A 23,863-nucleotide genomic window follows, 5' to 3' on the forward strand; every position below is an offset into this window, starting at 1 on the left:
AGACAAAAGGCACGGCGCACTCCGTGCCTTTTGCGTCCGGCTCTGAGAAAATGCCCGCACTTTTTTTGCGGATGCCGACATGACTGCCCTCAAGAACGACCGTTTCCTTCGTGCCCTGCTCAAGCAACCCGTGGACGTCACCCCAGTGTGGATGATGCGCCAGGCCGGTCGCTACCTGCCGGAATACCGCGCCAGCCGCGCCAACGCCGGCGACTTCATGAGCCTGTGCATGAACCCGGAGTTCGCCTGCGAAGTCACCCTGCAGCCGCTGGACCGCTACCCAGAACTGGACGCGGCCATCCTCTTCTCCGACATCCTCACCATTCCTGACGCCATGGGCCAAGGCCTGTACTTCGAAACCGGCGAAGGCCCGCGTTTCAAGAAAGTCGTCAGCACCCTGGCCGATATCGAAGCCCTGCCGATCCCTGATCCGCACAAAGACCTCGGTTATGTGATGGACGCCGTCAGCACCATCCGCCGCGAACTCAATGGCCGCGTGCCGCTGATCGGCTTCTCCGGCAGCCCGTGGACCCTGGCCACCTACATGGTCGAAGGCGGCTCGTCGAAAGACTTCCGCAAGACCAAGGCCATGCTCTACGACAACCCGCAAGCCATGCACCTGCTGCTGGACAAGCTGGCGCAGTCGGTCACTTCCTACCTCAACGCGCAGATCATGGCCGGCGCGCAAGCCGTGCAGATCTTCGACACCTGGGGCGGCAACCTGTCGTCGGCGGCGTACCAGGAGTTCTCCCTGGCCTACATGCGCAAGATCGTCAGCGGCCTGATCCGCGAACACGAAGGCCGCAAAGTGCCGGTGATCATGTTCACCAAGGGCGGCGGCCTGTGGCTGGAAAGCATCGCCGACGCCGGCGCCGACGCCCTCGGCCTGGACTGGACCTGCGACCTCGGCGAAGCCCGCCAGCGCGTGGGCAACCGCGTCGCGCTGCAAGGCAACATGGACCCGACCGTGCTGTACGCCAAGCCGGAAGCGATCCGCACCGAAGTCGGCCGCATCCTGGCCAGCTACGGCAAGGGCAGTGGGCACGTGTTCAACCTCGGGCATGGCATTACGCCGGAAGTGAACCCGGAGCATGCGGGCGCGTTCCTGCGGGCGGTGCATGAGTTGTCGGCGCAGTATCACGAGTGATCGCTGCCCAATAAAAACGCCCGGTTTATGCCGGGCGTTTTTGTTTGAGGTCAGCGGACGTAAGGTGCTTGTAATGTCCTTTATTGCGGACATAAGATGCATTATTCATCTTAAAAGTCCGTTTTGGGTGACATCATGTTGCTGACTAATCCGCCTGATTTGGGCGACAGGATACGACAGCTGCGCCGTGCCAAAGGCTATAGCCAAGCGCAACTGGCGGATCGGGCCAAGTGCAACCGCAAGACCATCATGGATCTTGAAGCCGGTGAAAATGTCGCGATGTATACGGTGTTCAGGGTGATTTCTGCCCTGGGAATGGCATTGGAAGTTGTCGATAAACGCATTGACCTCAAATCCCTGGCTGATCTGGTGGAGCACGATGAGTAGAGTCAAATTGCTCAACGTCCTCACTCCTCAGGGGCACTCTGGCGAATTGTCCAAAGGCTCGCAGTTCGCGTTTTCCTATTCGTCCGCTGATGCCGAGCGAGAGGCATCGCTGGTCATGCCCTATGACTCGACACCTTCAGTCAGCAATGTATTGCATCCAATTTTCGATATGAACGTACCAGAAGGTTTTCTGGCCGATCAGATCAAGCGACGCATGGCCAAGCACATGCAGGTGGATGAGATGCGCCTGTTGTCGGTGATCGGTGGGAACCAGATTGGTCGGCTGACGTACCAGAATCCTGCCGAGGTATCAGTTCCTGTAACGGCTCAGGTGGGGCTCCAGCAAATACTGTCAGCCGATAGCTCCCAGGGCGTCTTCGAGTTTCTGGTGGAGACCTATTTCGAGTCGGGTATATCCGGCGTGCAGCCCAAGGTGCTGGTGCCTGACCTGGACAAGCTGGCCGGTAACCGCAAAACCATGCTCAGTTCTGACTTGATCGTGAAATCTGGCGCCGATGAGTACGCTCACTTGGCACAAAACGAGTTCCTTTGCATGGAAGCTGCTCGCATGGCGGGCATGGAGACACCGCCTTTCTGGTTGTCCGAAGGGGGTGATCTGTTTGTCATGGAGCGCTTTGACCTTACTCCCTCGGGGCGGCTTGGTTTTGAGGACATGGCCGTGTTGTTGGGGCTTAACAAAGATCCCCATGACAACTACAAGTATTCCCAGAGCTACGAAACCCTCGCGGCGGTGATCAATCATGTCTGTGCGCAAGGTGACCCGCTCCGTGAGCTTGAGCGGTTTTTCTCATCGATTTGCTTGTCGGTCATGGTGCGTAACGGCGACGCACACCTGAAAAATTTTGGTGTGATCTACACCCATCCAGGCGCCCGTGAGACGGTGCAGTTAGCGCCTGTATTCGATGTCACGACTACCACTGTGTATGAGAACTACAACCCCAAGTCTGGCCGTTCATTGGTTGACCGCACCCTGGCAATCAAGATGAACAAGGTGAAGGCTTATCCAGATCGCCAGCAACTGATGGAATTTGGTCGTAAGTACTGTGCGGTGGAGAAGCCTGGGATGATCATCGAGCGAATCGCTGAGGCGATGTCCGAGGCACTCATTGCGCATCAAGCTCGCATCGACGTCGAGTTGTTTTTGGTGATGCAGGCCGAGTGGGATGGGGGACGTGCGATGGCGCTCCATGACTCGGTCAGCACTGGAATGAAGCGCAAGCCTGTTGCGAAAAAACCGCTGTGAAGCGGTTTTTTTCTAACACATAAGTTATGTCGCTGTTTGCCCCAACGGCGGCAACTTCGCCAACTTCAACGCTACCAGCAACGCACCCACCAACAACGCCACGATAAACCCACCAATCCCGTTCCACTCGGCGTAATGCCAGAAGAACCCGCCTGCCGTTCCCGCCACGCTCGACCCTGCGTAATAGCAGAACAGATACAACGACGACGCCTGCCCCTTGGCCTTCACCGCGCGGCGGCCGATCCAGCTGCTGGCCACCGAGTGCGCGCCGAAGAAGCCGAAGGTGAAGATCAGCATGCCCGGCACCACCAGCCACAGCGGGGTGAACAGGGTCAGCACGATACCGGCGAGCATCAGCACGATGGTGGCCCACAGCACGCGGCGGCGGCCGAGGCGGTCGGCCAGGGAGCCGATTTTCGCCGAGCTGTAGATGCCCGAGAGGTACACCAATGACAACAGGCCGACCACGGCCTGGCTGAGGTCATACGGATCGCCCAGCAGGCGATAGCCGATGTAGTTGAACATCGTCACGAACGCGCCCATCAGCAGGAAGGCTTCGAGGAACAGCCACGGCAGGCCGGCGTCCTTGAAGTGCATGACAAACCCATCCAACAGGCTGCGCGGCTTGAGGCTGCTGGCGCGGAAGTTGCGCGATTCGGGGAGGATTTTCCAGAACACGGTGGCGGCGATCAGCGCCAGGGCGCCGATGATCAATGTGGCGGTGTGCCAACTGACGAAGTCGATCAGCACGCCCATGATCAAGCGCCCGCTCATGCCGCCAATCGCGTTGCCACCGATGTACAAGCCCATGGCCAGGCCGATGTGTTGCGGGTGGATTTCTTCGCTCAGGTAGGTCATCGCGACGGCGGCCAGGCCGCTCAATGACAAGCCCACCAATGCGCGCATCAGCAGAATCCCTTCCCACGTCGGCATCAAGCCACTGGCGATGGTCGCCAGCGCGGCGCAGAACAGGGCTGACACCATGACCGGCTTGCGGCCCAAGCGGTCGGAAATCGGCCCGGTGATCAGCAGGCCACAGGCGAGCATGGCGGTAGCGAGCGACAAGATCAGGCTGCTCTGCGCCGCATTGATGGAAAACTCGTGGGACAGCGCCGGCATCATCGGCTGCACGCAATACAGCAGGGCAAAGGTGGCAAAACCGCCGGAGAACAGCGCCAGCACCGTGCGCATGAACATCGGCGTGCCTTTTTCGATGTAGGCGTCATTGAGCTGCGCCACCACCTCATCCAGGGCAGTGGGCGGGACTTCTTGAGCGAGTGGAGCGACAGCAGAATTCACGGGGACCTCGGGGAGGGAAAGCGTGCCAGGACCGGCCATGCAAAAAAGAATATAGCTGGCTAATGATTCTTTCCAATATATTGTTCGACCTGTTTGAGAGCTTTTACGACCTAATGAGGGTGGTATGGAATTACGACATCTGCGGTACTTCATCGCCGTCGCCGAAGAACTGCATTTCGGCCGCGCCGCGCAGGTGCTGGGCATCTCGCAACCGCCGCTGAGCCAGCAGATCCAGGCGCTGGAGCAGCAGGTGGGTGCGCGTTTGTTCGAGCGTACCAATCGTCGGGTCGAGCTGAGCGAAGCGGGGCGCTTGTTCCTGCATGAGGCGCGGTTGGTGCTGGCCCAGGTGGACAAGGCGGCGGACGTGGCGCGACGTGCGCAGTTGGGTGAGCTGGGAGAGTTGAAGATCGGCTTCACCTCGTCGGCGCCGTTCAACGCGAGCATTCCCCAGGCGATCTTTGCGTTCCGCCAGGCGTTCCCGGCGGTGCACCTCAACCTGCAGGAGATGAGCAGCACCCAGGTGGCCGAGTCGCTGGTGGACGAGTCGATCCAGGTCGGCCTGATGCGTCCGCTGCCGTTGCCGGACTCGTTGAGTGTGGTCGAGCTGATGCGCGAGCCGCTGGTGGCCGTGTTGAACGCTGGCCATCCGTTGGTGGGCGGCAGTGAGCGTGGCTTGTACCTGGCGCAATTGGCCGAGGAACCGTTCGTGTTTTTCCCACGCAGCTATGGCAGTGGTCTGTATGCGCAGCTGATCAACCTGGCGCGTGACGCCGGTTTCAGCCCGCACTTCGCCCAGGAAGCGGGAGAGGCGATGACCATCATCGGCCTGGTGGCGGCGGGGTTGGGCGTGTCGGTGTTGCCGGCGTCTTACCAGCGCATCCGCATTGATGGCGTGGTCTATCGCACGTTGCTGGATGAGGAAGCGGTGACGGCGGTGTGGCTGGTGCAGCGCAAGGGCGTGCAGACACCGATGGCAGAGGGGTTTGTGGAGTTGTTGACGCGTAAGGCTGTTCAGTAAGAAATACGCACTTCAAAACGAAGCAGATCGAGGTGGGAGCTGGCTTGCCTGCGATAGCTGAGTGTCAGGCAACATCGATGTTGCTGATCCACCGCCATCGCAGGCAAGCCATCTCCCACAGTTGATCTTCAGTGTTTGCCAGATCGAGTTGCTCGACGTTCCCGAAAGGCGCCCTTTGTCGTTTCTGGAGAAGCCAACGTCTCAGTGTTACTTGGTCGTGCCCGTCTGCTCAAACAACTGCGCCGCCGAGCCGGCCTCGTTTGCGCCATTGCTGCGCAACCCGGCCATGATGTCGCGGTCGAGGTTGTTCACCCAACGGTTGTAGTTGCGGTGGATCTTGCCGTCCTTGTAACCCAGGTCGCGGCTGTCACGGTAGGTGATGGCGTAGCTGTTGCGGGTGTAGCGGATGTCGATGGCGGCGTAATACTGGTTGCGGATGGTGATCTCGGCCTGCACCAGTTGCGGGCTCAGGCGCTGCACGGTCCACTCGCGTTTTTGCAGGGCGGTGACGATCACCGTCTTCATTTTTTCTTCGCTGATCTGGATGTCGGCCGGCAGTTCGTGCTGGGTGTTGAGCACAGGTTTGTTGGTGCAACCGGCGGTGGTCAGCAGGGCCAGGGTGATCAGGGTGGCGCGTAGCAAGGAAGACATTCCGTATTCTCCAATCGATTAAAAAGTCAGGACCAGCGGCGGAAGATCAGCGACGTGTTGACGCCGCCAAAGGCAAAGTTGTTGTTCATCACGTAGTCGTGGTGCATCTCGCGGAACTCACCCTGCAGGTAATCCAGCTCGCCGCATTGCGGGTCGACGGCGTCCAGGTTGAAGGTGTGCACATAGTGGTTGCTGTTCATCATCTCGATGCTGAACCACGACTCCAGCGCGCCGCACGCACCCAAGGTGTGGCCGAGGAAACTCTTCTGCGAACTGATGGGCATGCGGCTGCCGAACAGGGCCTGGGTGGCCAGGGTCTCGGCGACGTCGCCTTGATCGGTGGCGGTGCCATGGCCGTTGACGTAGCCGATGGCGGACGGCTCCAGGCCGGCGTCTTCCAGCGCCAGCTCCATCGCACGGCGCATGGTTTTCTGTTCCGGGCGCGTGGTGTGCTGGCCGTCGGCGTTGCTGCCGAAGCCGACCAGCTCTGCGTGGATATGCGCCCCGCGCGCCAGTGCATGCTCCAGCTCTTCGAGCACCAGCATGCCGCCGCCTTCGCCGATCACCAGGCCATCGCGGCCGCTGTCGTAGGGCCGTGGGCTGGTCTGCGGCGCGTCGTTTTTCAGGCTGGTGGCGTAGAGCGCATCGAACACCATGGCCTCGGTGGGGCACAGCTCTTCGGCGCCGCCGGCGAGCATCAGCGGCAGGCGGCCGAACTTGATCGCCTCATAGGCATAGCCGATGCCCTGGCTGCCGCTGGTGCAGGCGCTGGAGGTGGGGATCAGCCGCCCGGTCAGGCCAAAAAAGATGCTGATATTCGCTGCCGTGGTGTGCGGCATCATGCGCACATAGGAGTTGGCGTTCAGCCCCTCGGCCACCGAGTTCAGCAGCATATTGCCGAACGCCTTGATCTCGTCGGTGCTGCCGGTGGACGAGCCACAGGCCACGCCCATGCGCCCGTCCTTGATCGACTCGTCACCGAGCAAGCCGGCGTCCTGCAACGCCTGCTCCGCCGCCCACACCGCCAGGCGCGAGACGCGGCCCATGCTGCGCAGTTGCTTGCGGGTCCAGTGGGCTGGCACGACAAAATCGTCAATCGGCCCGGCCAGGCGCGTATTCAATTCGGTGAAGCGGTCCCACTCGTCCATGCGCCGGATACCGCTGCGGTTGGCGCGGAAGTTGGCCGAGATGGTGGCCCAATCGCTGCCCAGGGAGGTCATGCCGGCCATGCCGGTGACGACGACACGCTTCATCAGCACAGGCCTCCATTCACGGCCAGGACCTGGCGGGTGATGTAGCCGGCTTCGGCCGACATCAGGAAATTCACCGCGCCGGCCACCTCTTCCGGGGTGCCCATGCGTTGCGCCGGGATCATCTTCATCAGCTCTTCCACCGGTACGTTTTCATCCAGCATCGCCGTGTCGATCAGGCCCGGCGCGACGCAGTTGACGGTGATCTTGCGCTTGCCCAGTTCAATCGCCAAGGCTTTGGCCGCGCCGATCAAACCCGGCTTTGGACGCACTGTAGTTGACCTGGCCACGGTTGCCGATCAACCCCGACACCGACGTAATGCACACGATACGCCCGGCGGCGCGCCGCCGAATCATCGGCATCATCACCGGGTGCAGCACGTTGTAGAAACCGTCGAGGTTGGTGCGCATCACCACGTCCCAATCGTCTTCCGACAACGCCGGGAACGCGCCGTCGCGGGTCAGGCCGGCGTTGAGCACCACGCCGTAGTAGGCGCCGTGCTGCTCCACATCGGCTTCAAGGATTGCCTTGCATGCAGCCCGGTCCGCCACATCGAATTGCAACACCCGCGCCTTGCGGCCCAGGGGCCTCGATCTCGACCTGCACCGCGTCGGCTTCGGCACGCCCGCTGCGGCAGTGCAGCACGAGGTCGTGCCCGGCCTGGGCCAGGCGCAGGGCGATGGCGCGGCCGATGCCACGGCTGGAGCCGGTGACCAGTACGGATTCAGTCATGGCGTTACGTCCTTCGATTCATCTAAATAGGTGGCCGCCTGGGGCGGTCGGAATACGTTCAAGCGCGCACTGGCCTGGATGCCTTCGCCGGTGAGGTGGCATTCGAACACACCCATGCCGTTGTCGTCTTCCAGGGAGCGCAGGCCGTGGATGGTCAACTCGGCGCCGGCCGGGAAGTGCTCCACGTTGCACTCGAATTTACGTGTGCCCAACAGGAAGCCCAGTTCCACGGCTTCGCCTTTGTGGCGCGCCCGGCAACCGGCATAGGCGGCGACACTTTGCGCCATCAACTCAATGCCGACCCACGCAGGCAGGCTGCCGTCGGGGCGGTTGAACAGGCCGCCGGGGGTGACGGTGACGCGGGTGCGAATCTGCTCTTCATCGTACGACAGCACCTGGTCGATCAGGATCATGTCGCCGGCATGGGGCAGCAGTTCGGCGAGTGGCCAAGGGGTCATGGGGCCTCTCCGATAATCAGGCTGACGTTGTTGCCGCCGAAGGCAAACGAGTTGCTCATCAGGCAGCGTTTTTCCAGGGTGTCGCCCAGCCGTGCCCAGTGCAAGGCTGGCAGCGCCGGGTCGGGCACGCCGTCCCAGACGTGCGGCGGCAGTTGGCCGTGGCGCAGGCTCAGCCAGCAGAACGCCGCTTCCAGCGCGCCCGCCGCACCGAGGGTGTGACCGCTCATGGGCTTGGTCGATGAGCAGGCCACGCCGTGGGGGAACAGGTTGGCGACGGCCAGGCTTTCCATGGCGTCGTTGTGCTGGGTGGCGGTGCCGTGCAGGTTCAGGTAACCGATCTGCCCGGGCTGCAATTTCGCGCTAGCCAACGCCTTGCGCATCGACTGCAACGCGCCTTTGCCGCTGGGCTCGGGTGCGGAGATATGGTGCGCATCACAACTGGCGCCGCTGCCCAGCAGGGCGATGGGCGCCGGCTCCTTGCTCATCACAAACAGCACCGCCGCTTCGCCGATATTGATGCCGTTGCGGTTCACCGAGAACGGGTTGCAGCGCTCGTTCGACACCGCTTCCAGCGAGCTGAAACCGTTGAGCGTGAGCTTGCACAAACTGTCCACGCCACCGCAGATCACCGCATCGCACACGCCCAAATCCAGCAGACGCTGGGCGCTCATCAGTGCGCGGGCGCTGGAGGTGCAGGCGGTGGAAATCACATAGGCCGGGCCGCTCAGTTGCAGCCAGTCGGCGAGGAAATTCGCCGGAGCGCTGAGTTCCTGCTGCTGGTAGTCGTAGTCGCCGGGGAACTGGTGTTCCCGCAGGAAATGGGCGATGCCACGGCTGGCCTCGTCGATCCCCGAAGTGCTGGTACCCAGTACAACGCCGACCCGCGACGCGCCGTAGGTGTGGATCGCCTGGCGAATCTCGCCCTCGATCTGCAACGCCGCTTCCAGCAGCAGCTGGTTGTTGCGGCTGCTCTGCTGGCCGAGTTCTGCGGGGATAGTCGCCAGCTCGCCATGTACCGCGCCAACCGGCAATACACGCTCCGGCACCCAGCCGCTTTCGGCGACCATACCCGAGCAGTCGCCGGCAAACAGGCTGCGGCTGACCTCGGCCTGGCCACGGCCGAGGGCGCAGATCACGCCGAGGGCGTTGAGGTAGGCCGTCATTGCCCGGCTCCCAGCGGCGTGATGCGGTAGCTGAGGGGCTGGCCGCTGATGTTCACGCTGAACACCTCGGAAGACTGATACACGATCTTCCAATGACCCGGCAGGGTGCGCGTCAGGTCCATCGCTTGCGCCGTCGGATACAGCGCGCGCAAGTCATTCGCCGAGGTCAGCGCAAACAACAGCGCGGCAAACAGCTCGCGCGCCTGAGGATTGGGCGGCAGCAAGCCGTCGGCCTGCCACTGCCCATCGATCAGTTTTTGCCGGGCCTGGGGAATGCCCAGCGGGTCCATCATCGACCAGCGCATGCCGCCGCCTTCGCGCTGGATCACCAGCAGCCAGTCCTGGCTTTGGCCATCAGCCAAGCGCTGCACGTGCAATTGCAGGGGCAGGGCCAGGCTCGGGGGTTTCTCCGGCAACGGCGGCTGGCTGGCGCAGGCGCTCAGCAACAACAGGCAGCCGATCAGCCACACACGCATCATGTGGCCGCGCTCGCCAGCGGCTTGCGCGCCACGCAGTTGACCAGGGTTTCTTCGCGCTGCCCCACCGGCGGCGCCTGGCGCAGGCCCCAGCGCTCCAGCAGGCCGAAATCGCTGGAACGGCTCCACCACAGGTACGGGTACGAGACGTTCTGCGGGCCGAATTCAAAGCCCTGTTCGCGGATCATCTCCAGGTATTCCTCAGCGCTTTTCTGCACATGCATCGGGTGGCGGAACAGCCAGCGGATCACCCAGGTGTCGATATAGGCTTCGGTGGACTCGGCAAACAGCAGGTACCCGCCCGGCTTGAGCACGCGGTAGAACTCTTTCAGCGCGCGATGCTGTTCGACCAGGTGGTGAAAGGTCTGGTGGCAGAACAGGATATCGACGCTTTCATCCGGCACATCGAGCGTGGCGCAATCGCTGCCGATCAGCTCCACGGCCATGCCCTGGCGCGCCGCTTCAGCCTGGCTCAGTGTCAGGCTGTGGGGGTCGGCGTCGAGGCCGATCAGGCGTGCGGGGGCGAACACCTGCCGCAGGTATTGGAATGACTTGCCCTGGCCGCAACCGGCATCCAGCAGCACCGGCGCCTCTGGCAGCGGGTCGGTGAACAGGCTGCGCAGGTCGTTGATCGCCACGCGCAGCACATGGTGCTGCCAGGTGTGGCTGCGCAGGAACCAGAAGCCGAATTTGGTTTCTTCGACGTAGTTTTTACTCAGGTACTGACTGCTCATACCGGCTCACTCGCACAGATTTCCGACAACATCCGCAAGCGCCGCTTGGGCTCGCTGACAAACGGGTTGCGCTCTTCCCACGCGTAGCCGGCGAGGATCGAGCAGATCATCCGGCGGATCTCCGGCGAGCTGTCCGGGTGGTAGATCACATCCTGGAACGTGCCGGCGTACCAGCCTTCGACGTAGCAGCGGAAGGTGTCCACGCCGCGTTTCAAGGGCGCGGCGAATTCGGTTTGCCAGTCCACGGTTTCGCCCGTCAGTTGGCGGTGCAAAAGGCCGGCGGCCATGCTTGCCGAACGCATGGCGATGGTCACGCCGGACGAGAACACCGGGTCGAGGAATTCCGCCGCATTGCCCAGCAGCGCAAAGCCCGGGCCGTGCAAGGTCTTGACGTTGGCCGAGTAGCCGCCGATGGTGCGCGCCGGCGTGTCCCATACGGCGTTTTGCAGCACGTTGGACAGGCTTGGGGTTTCGTCGATAAACCCGCGCAGGCACGCATCGAGGTCGCCGTCGCGGCCGTCGAAATGCTCCTTGGCCGCGACCACGCCCACCGAGCAGCGGCCGTTGCTGAACGGGATGCTCCAGAACCAGATGTCACGTTTGGTCGGATGGGTGGTGATGAGGATCTTGCTGCGGTCGAAACCGGGGTGTTCGATACGGTCTTCGATATGGGTGAACACCGCCTGTCGCACCGGGAAATCCGACGGCGCTTCCAGGTCCAGCAGGCGCGGCAGCACGCGGCCGTAGCCGCTGGCGTCGAGTACGAACTTGGCCTTGAGGTGGTACTCGCTGCCGTTCTCGCGGCGCACGTGCAGGTAGTGGGTTTCGCCTTTGAAATCGACGCCGACGATGGTTTCGCCGTAGCGGATGTCCACGCCTTGCAGCGCCGCCTGATCGGCCAGCAGCTTGTCGAATTCGCCGCGCTGCACCTGGAAGGTGGTCGGCTTGCCGTTGCTGAACGTGTCGCTGAAATCAAACGCGCTGTAGCGCTCGCCCCAGGCGAACGCGGCGCCGGTTTTCACCTGGAAACCGGCGGCCTGCACGGCGTCGAGCATGCCGGCTTCTTCGATGAAGTCGATGCAGTGGGACAGCAGGCTTTCGCCGATCGAGAACCGTGGAAAATGCTGGCGCTCGATAATCAATACATCATGCCCTTTGCGCTTTAACAGCGCGGCGGCGATGGCCCCGGACGGACCGGCACCGATCACCACCACCTGGCGACGTTCCATTTCAACTATGGGCACGAGGGCTCCTTGCCGCATTGGCGATAATCACATTCATAAGGCGTGCTTCTGTTGCCCGGCCCAGGGCGCCAGCATAAAGCTGAATGCCAGGCCAAGGCTGACCGATAAGCCGAAATTACTCACCGCCGGTGTGCTGGACACCGCCAGCAGGCCGAACGACAACCAGGTCGTCAGCGCCGCCAGCAGCGTGCCCAGCAAGCTGACCGCCGGGCCGCCGATCTGCTCGCGCATGAGGATCGCGTAATCCACGCTGATGGCCGTGACCAGCAGCAGGCCGAACAGGCTGAACAGGGTCAGCGGCTGGCCCAGCCAACCGAGGCTGGCCAGGCTGCACAGTGCCGCCAGCAACGGCAGCGCAACGATGCGCAGCGCACCGCCAAAGCCGAACGGCAGGATCAGCAACAGCACGATCAGCACGCACGACATCAATTTCAATTCAGCGGCGCTGATCTGCGTGTCGGCGAACACCCGGTTCAGATCGCCGAGGCGATCCACCAGTTGCACGCCGGGCAAATCCACCGCCTGCACCCGCAGCAGCGCCGGGTTGTTCAGGCCTTGCAAGCTGACCATCGCCGCTACGCCGCCGTCTACCGGGCCCAGCCACAAGGTGCGCCAGGGTTCGGCCAGCGGGCCTTGCAGTGCAGCGTCGATGTCTTGGGTGGGCAGCGCTTGCAGGTGCGCGACTTCGGCGTGCAGGGCGCTGGCGGGCACGCCGAGGTCCAGCAGCGGTTGCCAGTGTTGCGGCAGATTGTTCAGGGCATCGCGCAGTGTTTGCTGCTCGGCGGGCAGGCTGACCAGTTGGCTGAGGGCCATGTAGCCTTGGAGCTTGCCCATGTTCACCAGTTGATCGAGACGCTGGCCCAGGGCGCTTTCCCGTTCCAGCAACTGCTGCTGGTCCTCGGCGCGCACCAGGAAGAACTGGCTGGTGGGTTGGAATCCAGTAATCCGCGCCACGGCTTGTGCTTCTTGCAGCAGTTGCGGCGGCGCGCCGATCCATTGGCGAATATCGTTTTTGCTGTTGAGCTGCCACAGGCCACCGGCGCAAAACAGCAGCAACAGGGCCAGCAGCGCCGCGCTCGGCACGCGCTTGAGCAGCGATTCGCGCACTAGCCACAGGCATTCGGCGATGCGCAGCGGCCATTGCGCCGGGCGCAGTTCGACGCCCTTGAGCAGCGCCGGCAACAGGCACACCGCCGACAGGTACGCGCCGACCAGGCCGGCGGCCGAGAACACGGCGATTTGCGTCAGCGCCGGGAACGGCGTCCAGGCCAGCGCCAGGTAGCCGATGCAACTGGTCGCCAGGCTCAGGCTCAGCCCCGGCAGCGTCAGGCGCAACGCCGGCCAGCTGCGCCAGGGTTTCAGGCTCCAGCTTTTCGACAGGTAGTGCAGCGGGTAATCCACCGCCACGCCAATCAGGCTGGAACCCAGCACCAGGGTCATCACATGCATATGGCCGAACAGCGCCACACAGGCCACCGCGCCAAACAGCATGCCCACCAGCACCGGCACAAACGCCAGCAGCACGCGCCAACGGCGGAAGGCGAGCAACAGCAGCAACAGGATGCCGACGGTGGCGCCGCCGCCGCCGACCCAGGTGATTTCCCGCGTGGCTTGCTGCTGACCGTTGGCCGCATACAGCAGCCCGCTGGCGGCGAGCAACTGCGCGCCTTGCTCGCCGGCTTGTGCACGGCTGGCCTGGAGCAGGTCCGCCACTTGCAGCGGTTTCATGTCGAAGGCATTGCCGGTGGTGCGCGCACGCAGCAGCACCCAGCTCTGGCCGTCGGCATCGGCGATCAGCGCGCCGCTGCCGATATCCAACTGCACCGAGCCGTGTTGTGGCTGGCTGTTCTGGATGCGCCCGGTCAGGCCCAGCCAGTCATCCTGGCTCGGCACCAGGCTGAAGCCGGTGAAGGGGTCGAACAGCGCTTGCACACGCTGCTGGATGAAGGCGTCGGGTTGTTCGATCAGTTGCTCGCGGTCCTTGGCCGAGAGCATCGCCAGGCGCCCGCGCAGCAATTGCTCGCGCAGCGCCGGCAGGTCGGCTTGCAGGTTCCACTGGACCTTTTCAAACAGGCCGCTGGCTTGCCAGCGCTCGCCCAATTGTTGCGCCACGGCCACCGCTTGCTGGCGGTCGGCATGCCCGACCAGCACCAGCATTTCGCGGTTCAACGGCTCTTGCATGCGCTGTTCGGCTTGCAGCTCCAGGGCGTCCGGCGTGTTGCCCGGCACCAGCTCCATCAGGTTCGCCGACAACGGCGCGCCATGGCGCCACTGCCAGCCGGCCAGGGCCAACACGGCCACCAGCAGGATCAGGAACAGCCGCGGTAACAAACGCTCACTGCGCAAAGTCGTGGCGCTCCGCGTCGCTCAAGGGCAGGGCGGCGGTGCTGTCCTGCATGCGCAGCAGGGTGCTGTCGCCCTGGGTTTCCAGCAGCTCGATGTTCTGCACCAGCTCGCCACCTTCGATATTGATCTGGGTGAAGACTTGTTTCAGCAGCAGCGAGCGTGGGATCAGGGTCAGCTTCCAGTCGTTGGCCTCGCCTTTCAGTTGCAGCTCGAAGTCACGCTGCAAGCCGCTGCTGTCGCCCTGGAGCACGGCGAGGAACAGACGATTCTGCTCGGCACCGGCGCTCTTGTTCGGCAGCGGCTGCCAACCCGTGGCGTCACGGCGGGCGATGCCCTGGGCGCTGATGCGGTAGTCCTGTTGCAGCGGGGTTTTCAGCAGCCACAGCAGGCCGTGGTCCTTGGCGAGGACGAAGGTGCCTTTGCTGACCAGCGGCTGGGGCAGGGCGCGCAGGTGTTTTTCCTGGGTGAAGTTGCCGTGGATCACCGAGGGTTTGGCGAGCTGGTCGCTGAGCTGCTGCAAGTCAAAAGCATGGGCACTGAAACTCAGGAACAACCCGATCAACAATGTGGGAGCGGGCTTGCCCGCGATGAGCCTGAGGGCGCTGCGGAGTGTCAGGCGGATTGCGTTATCGTTGACGTCCATCGCGGGCAAGCCCGCTCCCACAGGGGATCTCATTTCAGGGCTCTCTCGACGGCGTCTGTGAATATCTTGGGGGAGGCTAGCTGCATTTCGCGGCTGGTGACGTCCACTGCGACTTGCACGGTGCTGGCACGGGTCAACCGCTCGCCACTGGCCAGGTCGGTGATCAGGTAATTGACCTTCAAACGGTTCTCCCACTCCACCAAACTGGCGCGCACGTTGATGGTCTGGCCAAACACCGCGCCGCGCACGTAGCGCAGCTGCATGTCGATCACCGGCCAGGCGTAGCCCGACTCCAGCATCTGCGTGTAGTTGTGGCCGAGCTTGTCCAGCAGCGCGCAGCGCGCCACTTCCAGGTACTTCACGTAGTGCCCATGCCAGACGACGTTCATGGTGTCGACGTCGAAAAACGGCACGAGGATTTCGGTGTCGCAGTGCAGCACGCCGGGGCTACGCATGCAGCCTCCAGTGTTGCGCGGCGATGCGTTGCAGGCACAGGCGCAGTTCGCCTTCGAGGGCGCGGTCTTCGATCACTGGCGGGAAGTCCTGCGCCAGTTGTTCGTGCATCGCCGCCAGCGCGGGAGGCAGCGGGCGTGCATCGGCGGCCTGGGCGCGCAGCCACACGCCTTGGTTGGCGGCGAGCAAGGTGGCCGCGGCGACCTGTTCGGTCAGTTCCAGCACGCGGATCGCATCGCGGGCGGCGATGGTGCCCATGCTCACTTTGTCCTGGTTGTGGCATTCGGTGGAACGCGAGAACACGCTGGCCGGCATCGTATTTTTCAGCGCTTCGGCGGTCCAGGCGCTGGTGCCGATCTGCACGGCCTTGAAGCCATGGTTGATCATCGCGCGGTCTGCCGGGGCGCCGGACAGGTTGCTTGGCAGGCCGTGGTTGTAGCGCACGTCTACCAGCAGGGCGAGCTGGCGGTCGAGCAGGTCGGCGACGTTGGCCACCAGGGTCTTGAGGCTGTCCATGGCGAAGGCAATGTGGCCGCCGTAGAAGTGGCCGCCGTGGAGCACGCGTTCTTCTTCGGCGTCGATGATCGGGTTGTCGTTGGCGCTGTTCAGTTCGATCTCGATGAACGATCGCAGCCAGTTCAGGCTGTCAGCCAGCACGCCGAGGACGTGGGGCGCGCAGCGCAGCGAGTAGCGGTCCTGCAAGCGATGCAGTGGCGCGGTCGGCGCGTCGATGGCCAGGTCCTTGCGCAGCCACGCGGCGACTTGCATCTGCCCCGGGTGCGGCTTGGCGGCGAACAGGCGCTCATCGAAGTGTTCCGGGTTGCCTTGCAGCGCCACCACGTTCAGCGCGGTGATGCGCGTGGCCAGTTGCAGCAGGTAGTCGGCGCGGGCGAAGGCCAGGCACGCGAGGCCGGTCATCACGGCGGTGCCGTTCATCAGCGCGAGGGCTTCTTTCGGGCGCAGCACCAGCGGGTCCCAGCCCAGTTCGCGATGGACGTCGGCGGCCTGGCGGCGTTCGCCACGGAACATCACTTCACGTTCGCCGGACAAGGTCGCGGCCACGTAGGACAGCGGCGTCAGGTCACCGCTGGCGCCCACCGAGCCTTCTTCCGGGATCAGCGGCAGCACGTCGTGTTCCAGGAAGGCATGCAGGCGTTCCAGCAGCTCCACGCGCACGCCGGACACGCCGTGGCACAGCGACTGCAAGCGCGCGGCCAGCACGGCGCGGGTGGCTTGCGCATCGAGCAACTTGCCCAGGCCGCAACCGTGGAAGGTGTAGAGGTGTCGCGGCAGCGCTTCGACGTGCTGCAACGGCACGGCCACCACGCAGGAGTCGCCGTAGCCGGTGGTCACGCCGTAGATCACGCCTTCCTTGTCCAGCAGCGAGTCGAGGAACTGCGCGCCCTTGGCGATGCGCTGGCGGTAGGCGGCATCGCCCTGCAATTGGGTAGGCGCCTGACGGTTGGCCAGGGCCAGCACGTCTTCGATGCGCAAAGCGCGTTCGCCAAAGGTTACCGGCTCAAGATGCGTGGTCATCGGTCTTCCAGAAAGGGTAAAAGTTGAACCATTGTTGGGGCGCTTCCAGGCAGAACTGGCCCAGGCGTGCGGCGTAGCGCGCGGTCCACAGGGCTATGACCTGCTCGCGGGTATTACGTTTCCATTCGATCAAATCGGCGAAAGGCTCGATGGTCAGGCGATAGCGGCTTTTGTGCTTGAGGCACATCAGCAGGTTCACCGGGCATTTGAGCAAGCCGGCCAGCAGCCACGGGCCTTGGGGGAAGGCGGCGGCGTGGCCGAGGAAGTCCACGCGCACCGTGCGCCCGCCGTGCAGCGGCACGCGGTCGCCGGCGATGGCCAGCCATTCGCCGTCATCCAGGCGCTGGCTGAGCAGCAGCATGGTGGCCGGGTCCAGTTCGCTGACCTGGATCAGGCGCAAGTGCGTCGCCCCGGCTTCGCCGAGCAGGCGGTTGAATTGTTCGGCGTGCTTGGTGTGCACCAGCACGTTCATGGTTACTTGTTCGCCAATCTCGGCGAGGGCGCGGCACACTTCGAGGTTGCCCAGGTGCGCGCCCACCAGCATCTGCCCGCGCTCGCCGCGCAGTTGCCCGCGCAACTTGGCCGGGTCGTTGATCTCGATCTGTTCCAGGCGCAGCTTGCCGTTCCACACGTCGAGTTTGTCGAGCAGGGAGTCGGCGAAGGCCATGAACTGGCCGAACACGCGCTTGTGGCTGGGGCGCAGGTCATCACGCCCGCTCCACTCGGCCAGGCGCTGCTGGTATTGCCAGGCGCTGTGGCGTGCGGTGCGGCCGAACAGGAAGAAGTACAGGACGATGGCGTACAGCAGCGGGCTCAACACGCGGCGGCCAAGGACCTTGGCGGCGAACGCGGTGAGTTTCATCAGCAGGAAGCTGCCGCGCTCCTCGCGATCGGCCCAGTGCTTGGTGCTGTCGCTCATGCCTGCCACCGCCGCCACAGGATCATCGGCGAGCGCACCAACATGCCGAAGAACAAGCGGGTGTGCATCGCCGAGATGCGCACGTTGTCGCGGAACAGGCGGAAGTGCGACAGGCCGTCCGCCGGGTAATGCACGCGGGTCGGCAGCCAGCGCATCGGCTGGTTGCGCCAGGCCAGGCGCACGAGGATGTCGGAGTCGAAATCCATGCGCGTGCCGATGTAGGCCGAGTCCATCAGCGCCAGCGTGGGGGGCAGCGGGTACACGCGAAAGCCGCACATGGAGTCGCGGATCTGCAGCGACAGGGTGTTGATCCACACCCATACGTGGGTCAGGTAGCGCGCGTAGAGGCGACCTTTGGGCACGCTCTCGTCGTATTCGGGGTAGCCGCAGATGATTGCGCTGGGGTGGGTGCGAGAGGCGTCGAGGAAGGTGTCGACGTCGCGCAGGTCGTGCTGGCCGTCGGCGTCCACTTGCAGGGCGTGGCTGAAGCCCAGGCGCGCGGCTTCGCGGAAACCGGCCATGACCGCGCCGCCCTTGCCCTGATTGCTCGGCAGGGTCAGCAAGGTGACGTTATCCAGGGTTGCCAGTTGTGCAAGCACTGCCGCGCACGTTGGGCTGCTGCCGTCGTCTACCAGCAGGCAGGGCAGGCCGCTGTCGAGCAGGCTGCGGACTACGGCCGGGACGGCGGCTTCGTGGTTGTAGACCGGGATCAGGGCGCAGGGCTTATGCATCGACGGTCTCCAGCAAAATCCGCCCACTGGAGCAGGCCGCGTCGCCATTGCGATAGGTGAAGTACAGCTTGCTGCGTTCCTGATCAAAGCGCAGGTGCAGTTCGACCGCGTCGCCCGGGCGCACCAGTTGCTGGAACTTGAGCACTTCCATCCCGGCGAAGGTCGCGGGCAAGTCGAGCAGTTGCTGGCCGAGGTTGAACGCCCATTCGATCTGCACCACGCCCGGCAACACCGGCGTGACCGGGAAGTGGCCGCTGAAGTAGGCGAGGTCCGGCGGGATGCTCAGTTGCAAGGTCCACTCGCCGTTGGCTTCGACTTGCTCCAATACTTCCGGCGCCTTTGGCCGTGGCGCCAGCAGCAACGCCTCGACTTGGGCTTGGGGCAGTTTGCCTTGGCTGTTGAGCGGCAGCTGGCGCAGTAAGCGCCAGCGACGCGGCAGCGCCAGGGCTTCGCAGTGTTGGCTCAGATGCTGGCGCAGGGTTTGGGTCAGCGTGCGCCGGCCCTGATTGCGCAAGGCATGCAGGCCCTCGGCGCTCAGCACCACCAATGCACCGAGTGACGCGCGGTTTTCCTGTACCACGCCCAAGCGGGTTTCGGCGACCCACGGGTGGGCCATCAGCGCTTGTTCGAGCATGGGCAGGGAGATGCGTTTTTCTTCCAGCTTGACGATGCGGTCCAGGCGCCCGAGCAGTTCGAAGCGGCCATCGGCGTGGATGCGCGCGGCGTCGGCGGTCTGTTCGACATGCCCGGCGGGCAGGTAGGGCGAAGCGATGCGCAGGGCGCCGTCGGCGTCCTGGCTCAACTCCACGTCGGCGAACGGCTGCCAGGGCTGCGCGCCCTGGCGCCAGGCGATGCCGCCGGTTTCCGAGCTGCCGAGGATTTCCGTCGGCCATTGCTGCAGGCGGTCGTACAGCTCGCCAGCGGCTTCGATGGGCAACGCGCCGCCGGAGGAAAACACCCGCGACACCTGGCTCAGCGCCGGCCAGTCGAGGTTGTCGCCCATGCGCTTGAGCAGCGCCGGGCTGGCGACCCAGGCGAATTGTGGGTGTTCGCGGCTGGCGCGCTGCAAGTCCTCGGGAAAGGCCAGTTGCTTGCGCACAAAGGCGCGCCCGGCGCACAGCGGCCACAGCACGCGGAACAGCAGGCCGTAGATATGTTGGGTGGCGACGCTGCCGATGATGCAGGCGCCTTTCAAGTCTGCGCCCCACAGGGTTTCCAGGGCGTCGACTTCGTTGGCCAGTTGGCGCAGGGACTTGTCGATGCGCTTGGGCTCGCCGCTGGAGCCGGAGGTGCACAGGCTCAGTTGGCAGGCGTCGAGGTCCAGCGCCGCTGCGCTCAACGGCGCTTGATACAGCGCGTCGAGGTGCGTCGCGTCGGTCAACCAGGCGTCGACGGCAGTGTCCCAGCGTTGGTGGGTTTGCGCTTGCAGGTCGGCCGGCAGCAGCACGCTGACCCCGGCGCGCCAGGCACCCAGCAGGGCAATCGCCAGGAGACCGGCGTCTTCCAGGTGCACGGCGACGCGCTGGATACCGCGCGCGCGCAGCCCCGCCGCGAGGCTCAGGGACTGTTCCCACAGCTGGGCGTGATTCATCGCAGGTTCGGTGGTGACCGGACGCTGCTCCAGCGGCTCAAGCAGCAAGTGCTCAAGTTTCAACCCATTCATACGCGGCCTCGAACCCTTTGTCGTACCAGCCATTCCACGGCAAACAACAGCCCCATCAGCCCGTAGGCGATCAGGCCGTTGTACAACGTCCACCAGCTCAGCGGCGCCCACAGGGTGAGGGCGGCGGCGAGCAGGCCATTACACAGAAAAAACGCGCTCCAGACCACGGTGACCTGGCGCGTATACACAATCGCGTGGGGCGGTAGCTGCGGGTCGGTCATGCGCGCCAGGCGTTCCACCATCGGCGGGCCGTATTTCAGGCTCAGGCCAAACAGCGCCAGCATGAACGCGCTGACCAGGCTCGGGTACCAGCGCAGCAGGTGCGGGTTGTCGAACCAGGCCAGCAGCAGGCAGAACACGATCACCGCCAGCGCCATCCAGCGGCTGCCGGGGCGCCGGGCGCCGGTAACCGCGCGCAACAGCCACAGGCTGCCCAGCAGCAGGCCGAATTGCCACGGTGCAAAGTGCTCGGTGCCGTAATACACCGCAAAGGGGTACAGCAGCCCCGCCAACAACAGGCCAAGGCCGATCAGCCGGCTCATGCGGCGGGTTGCACCAGGCGGTACACCGCCTCAACCACGTCGTCCACGGTACGCACGGCCTTGAACTCTTCGGCGGCGATCTTCTTGCCGGTCTGGCGCTTGATATGGTCGATCAAGTCCACGGCGTCGATGCTGTCGATTTCCAGGTCCTGGTACAGGTTGGCGTCAAGGGTGACGCGTTCCGGCGCCAGTTCAAACAGTTCCACCAGGGCGTCGCGCAAGGTGTTGAAAATATCGTCACGAGTTTGCATGGTAGGGTCTCAAGCTGCCTGTCGGGCCGTGACGAACGCCGCAAGGCTGGCCACGTTGGTGAAGTGATTGCGGGTGTCCTTGGCGTCGGCATCGATCTTGATGCCGTACTTTTTCTGGATCGCCAGGCCCAGTTCCAGGGCGTCTACCGAATCCAGGCCCAGGCCTTCGCCGAACAGGGTTTGGTCGCTACCAATGTCGTCGACGCTGATGTCCTCAAGGCCCAGGGCCTCGATGATCAGCGTCTTTATGTCGTACTCAAGGCTGTTGCTGTCGCTCATCTTCGGCGAGCTCCTTAATAAAATAGTCATGCAGGTAATCGTTGAGCTTGCGTGAAGCCTGGGGCGCGGGCCCCAGTGTGGCGAACGCCTGTGGTTCTATATCGGCACCCACGCGCAAACTGAAGTGAAAGCGGCGTTTGGGGATGCGATACCAGGGCTCGGCCTTGGTCAGTGTGGTGGGGCTGACCTTGATCACCACCGGGGTGACGATTGTCGCACCGCGCAGTGCAATGGCGGCGCCCCCGCGATGAAAGGCGGGCGCCGCGCCGGGCGTGGTGCGGGTGCCTTCGGGGAAGATGATCAGGGTCTGGCCGTCGCGCAGGGCGTCGGCGGCGGCGTCGAGCATGTCGGCGCTGCCGTCATTGCTGATGTAGCCGGCGTCGCGCACCGGGCCACGCATGAACGGGTTCTGGAACAGGCTCTGCTTGACCACGCAGTTGGTCTGGCGCATCAGGCCGATGAGGAACACCACGTCGATCAGCGACGGGTGGTTGGCCACGATCATCTGCCCCGGGCGACCGAGTTTTTCCGCACCTTCGACGCTGTAGGTGAGGATGCCCAGGCGGTACATCAGGCGAATGAAAAACCAGAACAGGCAACTGATGGTGTGGCGCGCACGTCGCTGATGCTGCCTGGCATCGCCCGGCAGGCAACTGAGCAGCGGGAACACCAGCAAGCGCAGGCACAGGCCGCCGACGCCAAAGGTCAGGAAGCTGATGGCGGTCGCGAACAGGCGCCAATAGTAGGCCTGCCGTGGCTTGTCGGTGATTACTTGCGTTGCCAGTTCCATACGCGGTTCTTCCAGGCATGTTGGCAGGCGCCTTGCTCGGTAAGCAGGGTGCGCAGCAGGTTCAGGGCGTGGGGCCACTGGGTTTGAGTGGGTTGGACCGTGGCGGTGCGCAGTTCCAGCTGCCACTCGTCGCCCGGCGTCAGCAGCAGGCCGAGGGCGTAGGGGAACGGCACGTCCTTGATCCAGCTGGCGTAGGCCTCGGGTGGCTGTTCTTCGGTGATTACCAGCAATACGGCCGGGGCGCCTTCGTTGAGCAGCGCGGCGGCCTCCAGCAAGCCGTGTTCCAGGCCGTCGCCGGCGGCGGCGAGGGCGGTCATTTCGCTGGTTTCATTGCGCAGGATCGACCACAGCCCAATCACCGCGTTATGCACCGACAGGCTGAACTGGGTCGGCGACAGGGGCTGGTCGTTGGCCAGGTCGCTGAGGATGTCGAGGGTGCGCGGGGTTTCGCCATGCCGGGAGATGAACACCAGCGGCAGATCCTGCAAGCCTTCGGCCAATGGCCAGCCGACGCTGAACGCCATGCGTGCCAGGCGGCTCAGGCGACGGCGCTGCATCGCTGGCAGAAATGACACGTCGGGGGAGGCGTCGCTGGCGGGAATGACCACTGGGGCCTTGCTCCAGGCCAGCCAGTCTTGCGCGCAGTCGAGACCAGGGGCCCAGGCGCGCCATTGGGCGATGTTGAAATTGATCACTGAGAGGTTATCCCGCCCCTGCGGGCTTCCATGTGCGGCCGTTGGCCCCGAATACCGGGACAGGGAACAATGGCCGAATGGCGCGCATTATCCCGGTGCTGCGGGGTTCTAGCAAACTTTGGTAATGAATTGTTCAAGGTTGATTACAAATGGCCCGGAAAGATTTACAGATTGTCGGTTACCCGGAATCAGATTGGATTGTCGGACTGTTCTGTTTAATTTGTCGGCGGCATATGACAGTCGGCGCTCCAATCGCCTGTGATGCTGTAAGTGCGTGGATGAACAAGGTAGCTAACAGGCGCTTTTGCCCTCTACACTCGGGCATTCATTGATACACGGAGGTTTTTCCATGCGGCGTGTGGTGTTCAATCAGAAAGGCGGCGTTGGCAAATCCAGCATTGCCTGCAACCTGGCGGCGGTCAGCGCCAGCGAAGGCTATCGAACCCTGTTGGTGGACCTCGATGCACAAGCCAACTCAACCCAGTACCTCACCGGGCTGACGGGCGACGACATCCCCATGGGGATCGCGGATTTTTTCAAGCAAACCCTGTCTTCCGGGCCGTTTTCGAAGAAGAACAAGGTGGATATCTACGAAACGCCCTTCGATAACCTGCATGTGGTCACCGCCACCGCCGAGCTGGCAGACCTGCAGCCCAAGCTTGAGGCCAAGCACAAGATCAACAAGCTGCGAAAGCTGTTGGACGAGTTGAGCGAAGATTACGACCGGATCTACCTGGACACCCCGCCAGCGCTGAACTTCTACGCGGTCTCGGCGTTGATCGCCGCTGATCGCGTGCTGATCCCCTTCGATTGCGACAGCTTCTCGCGCCAGGCGCTGTACGGCCTGCTGGCTGAGATCGAAGAGTTGAAGGAGGACCACAACGAAGGCCTTGAGGTTGAAGGGATCGTGGTCAACCAGTTCCAGGCCCGGGCGACGCTGCCGCAGCAGATGCTCGATGAGTTGATTGCCGAGGGGTTGCCGGTGCTGCCGGTGTACCTGGCCAGTTCGGTGCGCATGCGCGAGTCGCACCAGGAGAGCAAGCCGCTGATCCACCTGGACCCACGGCATAAGTTGACCCAGCAGTTTGTGGAGTTGCATAACCTGCTGGAAAGCGCCTGATCTCGAATGCCACACCATTCCCCTGTGGGAGCTGGCTTGCCTGCGATAGCTGTAGTGAATTCAACACTGTC

25 protein-coding genes and 1 pseudogene are annotated in these 23,863 nt (G+C 63.6%); 5 read left to right on the top strand and 21 right to left on the bottom strand.

The genetic code is table 11. The annotated features are described in order from the left end of the window. The first annotated feature begins 79 nt into the window (after window positions 1-79). The 3 genes from hemE to PSH87_RS02135 all read left to right on the top strand — a co-directional run bounded on the left by hemE (window position 80) and on the right by PSH87_RS02135 (window position 2,798). On the top strand, window positions 80-1,147 hold the full coding sequence (gene hemE, locus PSH87_RS02125; RefSeq protein WP_017738873.1) for a uroporphyrinogen decarboxylase: 1,068 nt from the start codon (window positions 80-82) through the stop codon (window positions 1,145-1,147). A gap of 135 nt (window positions 1,148-1,282) precedes the next feature. Further along, window positions 1,283-1,534, top strand: a complete 252-nt coding sequence (locus PSH87_RS02130; RefSeq protein ID WP_026137065.1) for a helix-turn-helix transcriptional regulator — start codon at window positions 1,283-1,285, stop codon at window positions 1,532-1,534. After that, window positions 1,527-2,798 carry a type II toxin-antitoxin system HipA family toxin gene (locus PSH87_RS02135; protein WP_305432303.1) on the top strand — a complete coding sequence of 424 codons (1,272 nt, stop codon included), beginning with the start codon at window positions 1,527-1,529 and terminating at the stop codon, window positions 2,796-2,798. Before PSH87_RS02130 ends, PSH87_RS02135 begins: the two co-directional genes overlap by 8 nt. 24 nt (window positions 2,799-2,822) lie before the next feature. On the opposite strand, the gene PSH87_RS02140 is transcribed toward PSH87_RS02135, so the two are convergent. After that, complete coding sequence (locus PSH87_RS02140) at window positions 2,823-4,049, bottom strand: MFS transporter (protein ID WP_370695309.1); 1,227 nt, start codon at window positions 4,047-4,049, stop codon at window positions 2,823-2,825. A 172-nt stretch (window positions 4,050-4,221) separates the two neighbouring features. Here PSH87_RS02140 and PSH87_RS02145 point away from each other — a divergent pair, with 172 nt between their 5' ends. Beyond that, window positions 4,222-5,115, top strand: a complete 894-nt coding sequence (locus PSH87_RS02145) for a LysR family transcriptional regulator (protein WP_305432307.1) — start codon at window positions 4,222-4,224, stop codon at window positions 5,113-5,115. Window positions 5,116-5,322: 207 nt separating this feature from the next. On the opposite strand, the gene PSH87_RS02150 is transcribed toward PSH87_RS02145, so the two are convergent. From PSH87_RS02150 to PSH87_RS02245, 20 genes and pseudogenes are all read right to left on the bottom strand, one after another. Further along, window positions 5,323-5,766 (bottom strand): hypothetical protein, encoded by a 444-nt coding sequence (locus PSH87_RS02150; RefSeq protein ID WP_017738878.1) that lies wholly within the window; start codon window positions 5,764-5,766, stop codon window positions 5,323-5,325. 26 nt (window positions 5,767-5,792) lie between these two features. Further along, window positions 5,793-7,019 (bottom strand): beta-ketoacyl-ACP synthase, encoded by a 1,227-nt coding sequence (locus PSH87_RS02155; protein ID WP_305432311.1) that lies wholly within the window; start codon window positions 7,017-7,019, stop codon window positions 5,793-5,795. Continuing rightward, window positions 7,019-7,749 (bottom strand): annotated as a pseudogene (gene fabG, locus PSH87_RS02160) (3-oxoacyl-ACP reductase FabG). Before fabG ends, PSH87_RS02155 begins: the two are co-directional and overlap by 1 nt. Continuing rightward, window positions 7,746-8,207: a hotdog family protein gene (locus PSH87_RS02165; RefSeq protein ID WP_124525463.1), complete on the bottom strand. Its 462-nt coding sequence runs from the start codon at window positions 8,205-8,207 to the stop codon at window positions 7,746-7,748. Before PSH87_RS02165 ends, fabG begins: the two are co-directional and overlap by 4 nt. Then, window positions 8,204-9,370, bottom strand: a complete 1,167-nt coding sequence (locus PSH87_RS02170; protein WP_305432312.1) for a beta-ketoacyl-[acyl-carrier-protein] synthase family protein — start codon at window positions 9,368-9,370, stop codon at window positions 8,204-8,206. Before PSH87_RS02170 ends, PSH87_RS02165 begins: the two co-directional genes overlap by 4 nt. Next, entirely contained in the window at window positions 9,367-9,849 is a 483-nt protein-coding gene (locus PSH87_RS02175) for a hypothetical protein (protein ID WP_305432313.1), read from the bottom strand. Before PSH87_RS02175 ends, PSH87_RS02170 begins: the two co-directional genes overlap by 4 nt. After that, window positions 9,846-10,580: a class I SAM-dependent methyltransferase gene (locus tag PSH87_RS02180; RefSeq protein WP_305432315.1), complete on the bottom strand. Its 735-nt coding sequence runs from the start codon at window positions 10,578-10,580 to the stop codon at window positions 9,846-9,848. The genes PSH87_RS02175 and PSH87_RS02180 overlap by 4 nt, the downstream gene beginning before the upstream one ends. Then, the gene (locus PSH87_RS02185; protein WP_305432317.1) at window positions 10,577-11,824 is read right to left on the bottom strand and encodes an NAD(P)/FAD-dependent oxidoreductase; all 1,248 of its coding nucleotides are present in this window, start codon (window positions 11,822-11,824) and stop codon (window positions 10,577-10,579) included. The genes PSH87_RS02180 and PSH87_RS02185 overlap by 4 nt, the downstream gene beginning before the upstream one ends. 33 nt (window positions 11,825-11,857) lie before the next feature. Then, window positions 11,858-14,170 (bottom strand): MMPL family transporter, encoded by a 2,313-nt coding sequence (locus PSH87_RS02190; protein ID WP_305432319.1) that lies wholly within the window; start codon window positions 14,168-14,170, stop codon window positions 11,858-11,860. Next, entirely contained in the window at window positions 14,160-14,813 is a 654-nt protein-coding gene (locus PSH87_RS02195; protein WP_017738887.1) for an outer membrane lipoprotein carrier protein LolA, read from the bottom strand. Before PSH87_RS02195 ends, PSH87_RS02190 begins: the two co-directional genes overlap by 11 nt. Window positions 14,814-14,842: 29 nt before the next feature. Further along, window positions 14,843-15,268 carry a thioesterase family protein gene (locus tag PSH87_RS02200; protein WP_207041241.1) on the bottom strand — a complete coding sequence of 142 codons (426 nt, stop codon included), beginning with the start codon at window positions 15,266-15,268 and terminating at the stop codon, window positions 14,843-14,845. Continuing rightward, window positions 15,261-16,802 carry a histidine ammonia-lyase gene (gene hutH / locus PSH87_RS02205; RefSeq protein ID WP_207041240.1) on the bottom strand — a complete coding sequence of 514 codons (1,542 nt, stop codon included), beginning with the start codon at window positions 16,800-16,802 and terminating at the stop codon, window positions 15,261-15,263. The genes PSH87_RS02200 and hutH overlap by 8 nt, the downstream gene beginning before the upstream one ends. Further along, a complete protein-coding gene (locus PSH87_RS02210; RefSeq protein WP_305432321.1) occupies window positions 16,786-17,721 on the bottom strand; it encodes a glycosyl transferase in 936 nt (311 codons plus the stop codon). The genes hutH and PSH87_RS02210 overlap by 17 nt, the downstream gene beginning before the upstream one ends. Further along, window positions 17,718-18,452, bottom strand: coding sequence for a glycosyltransferase family 2 protein (locus PSH87_RS02215; RefSeq protein ID WP_305432323.1), 735 nt, complete (start codon window positions 18,450-18,452; stop codon window positions 17,718-17,720). Before PSH87_RS02215 ends, PSH87_RS02210 begins: the two co-directional genes overlap by 4 nt. Continuing rightward, window positions 18,445-20,115 (bottom strand): acyl-CoA synthetase family protein, encoded by a 1,671-nt coding sequence (locus tag PSH87_RS02220; protein ID WP_305432324.1) that lies wholly within the window; start codon window positions 20,113-20,115, stop codon window positions 18,445-18,447. The genes PSH87_RS02215 and PSH87_RS02220 overlap by 8 nt, the downstream gene beginning before the upstream one ends. Next, entirely contained in the window at window positions 20,112-20,657 is a 546-nt protein-coding gene (locus PSH87_RS02225; RefSeq protein WP_305432325.1) for a hypothetical protein, read from the bottom strand. Before PSH87_RS02225 ends, PSH87_RS02220 begins: the two co-directional genes overlap by 4 nt. Then, the gene (locus tag PSH87_RS02230; RefSeq protein ID WP_017738894.1) at window positions 20,654-20,908 is read right to left on the bottom strand and encodes an acyl carrier protein; all 255 of its coding nucleotides are present in this window, start codon (window positions 20,906-20,908) and stop codon (window positions 20,654-20,656) included. The genes PSH87_RS02225 and PSH87_RS02230 overlap by 4 nt, the downstream gene beginning before the upstream one ends. Before the next feature lie 9 nt (window positions 20,909-20,917). Then, window positions 20,918-21,187, bottom strand: a complete 270-nt coding sequence (locus PSH87_RS02235; protein WP_017738895.1) for a phosphopantetheine-binding protein — start codon at window positions 21,185-21,187, stop codon at window positions 20,918-20,920. Beyond that, window positions 21,165-21,977: a 1-acyl-sn-glycerol-3-phosphate acyltransferase gene (locus PSH87_RS02240; RefSeq protein ID WP_017738896.1), complete on the bottom strand. Its 813-nt coding sequence runs from the start codon at window positions 21,975-21,977 to the stop codon at window positions 21,165-21,167. The genes PSH87_RS02235 and PSH87_RS02240 overlap by 23 nt, the downstream gene beginning before the upstream one ends. Further along, on the bottom strand, window positions 21,956-22,672 hold the full coding sequence (locus tag PSH87_RS02245) for a beta-ketoacyl synthase chain length factor (RefSeq protein WP_017738897.1): 717 nt from the start codon (window positions 22,670-22,672) through the stop codon (window positions 21,956-21,958). Before PSH87_RS02245 ends, PSH87_RS02240 begins: the two co-directional genes overlap by 22 nt. Window positions 22,673-23,021: 349 nt before the next feature. Between PSH87_RS02245 and PSH87_RS02250 the strand changes: the two genes are divergently transcribed. Further along, a complete protein-coding gene (locus PSH87_RS02250) occupies window positions 23,022-23,792 on the top strand; it encodes a ParA family protein (protein WP_124525477.1) in 771 nt (256 codons plus the stop codon). Window positions 23,793-23,863: the final 71 nt, after the last annotated feature.

The sequence above is a fragment of the Pseudomonas sp. FP453 genome, from assembly GCF_030687495.1.
Lineage (GTDB): Bacteria > Pseudomonadota > Gammaproteobacteria > Pseudomonadales > Pseudomonadaceae > Aquipseudomonas.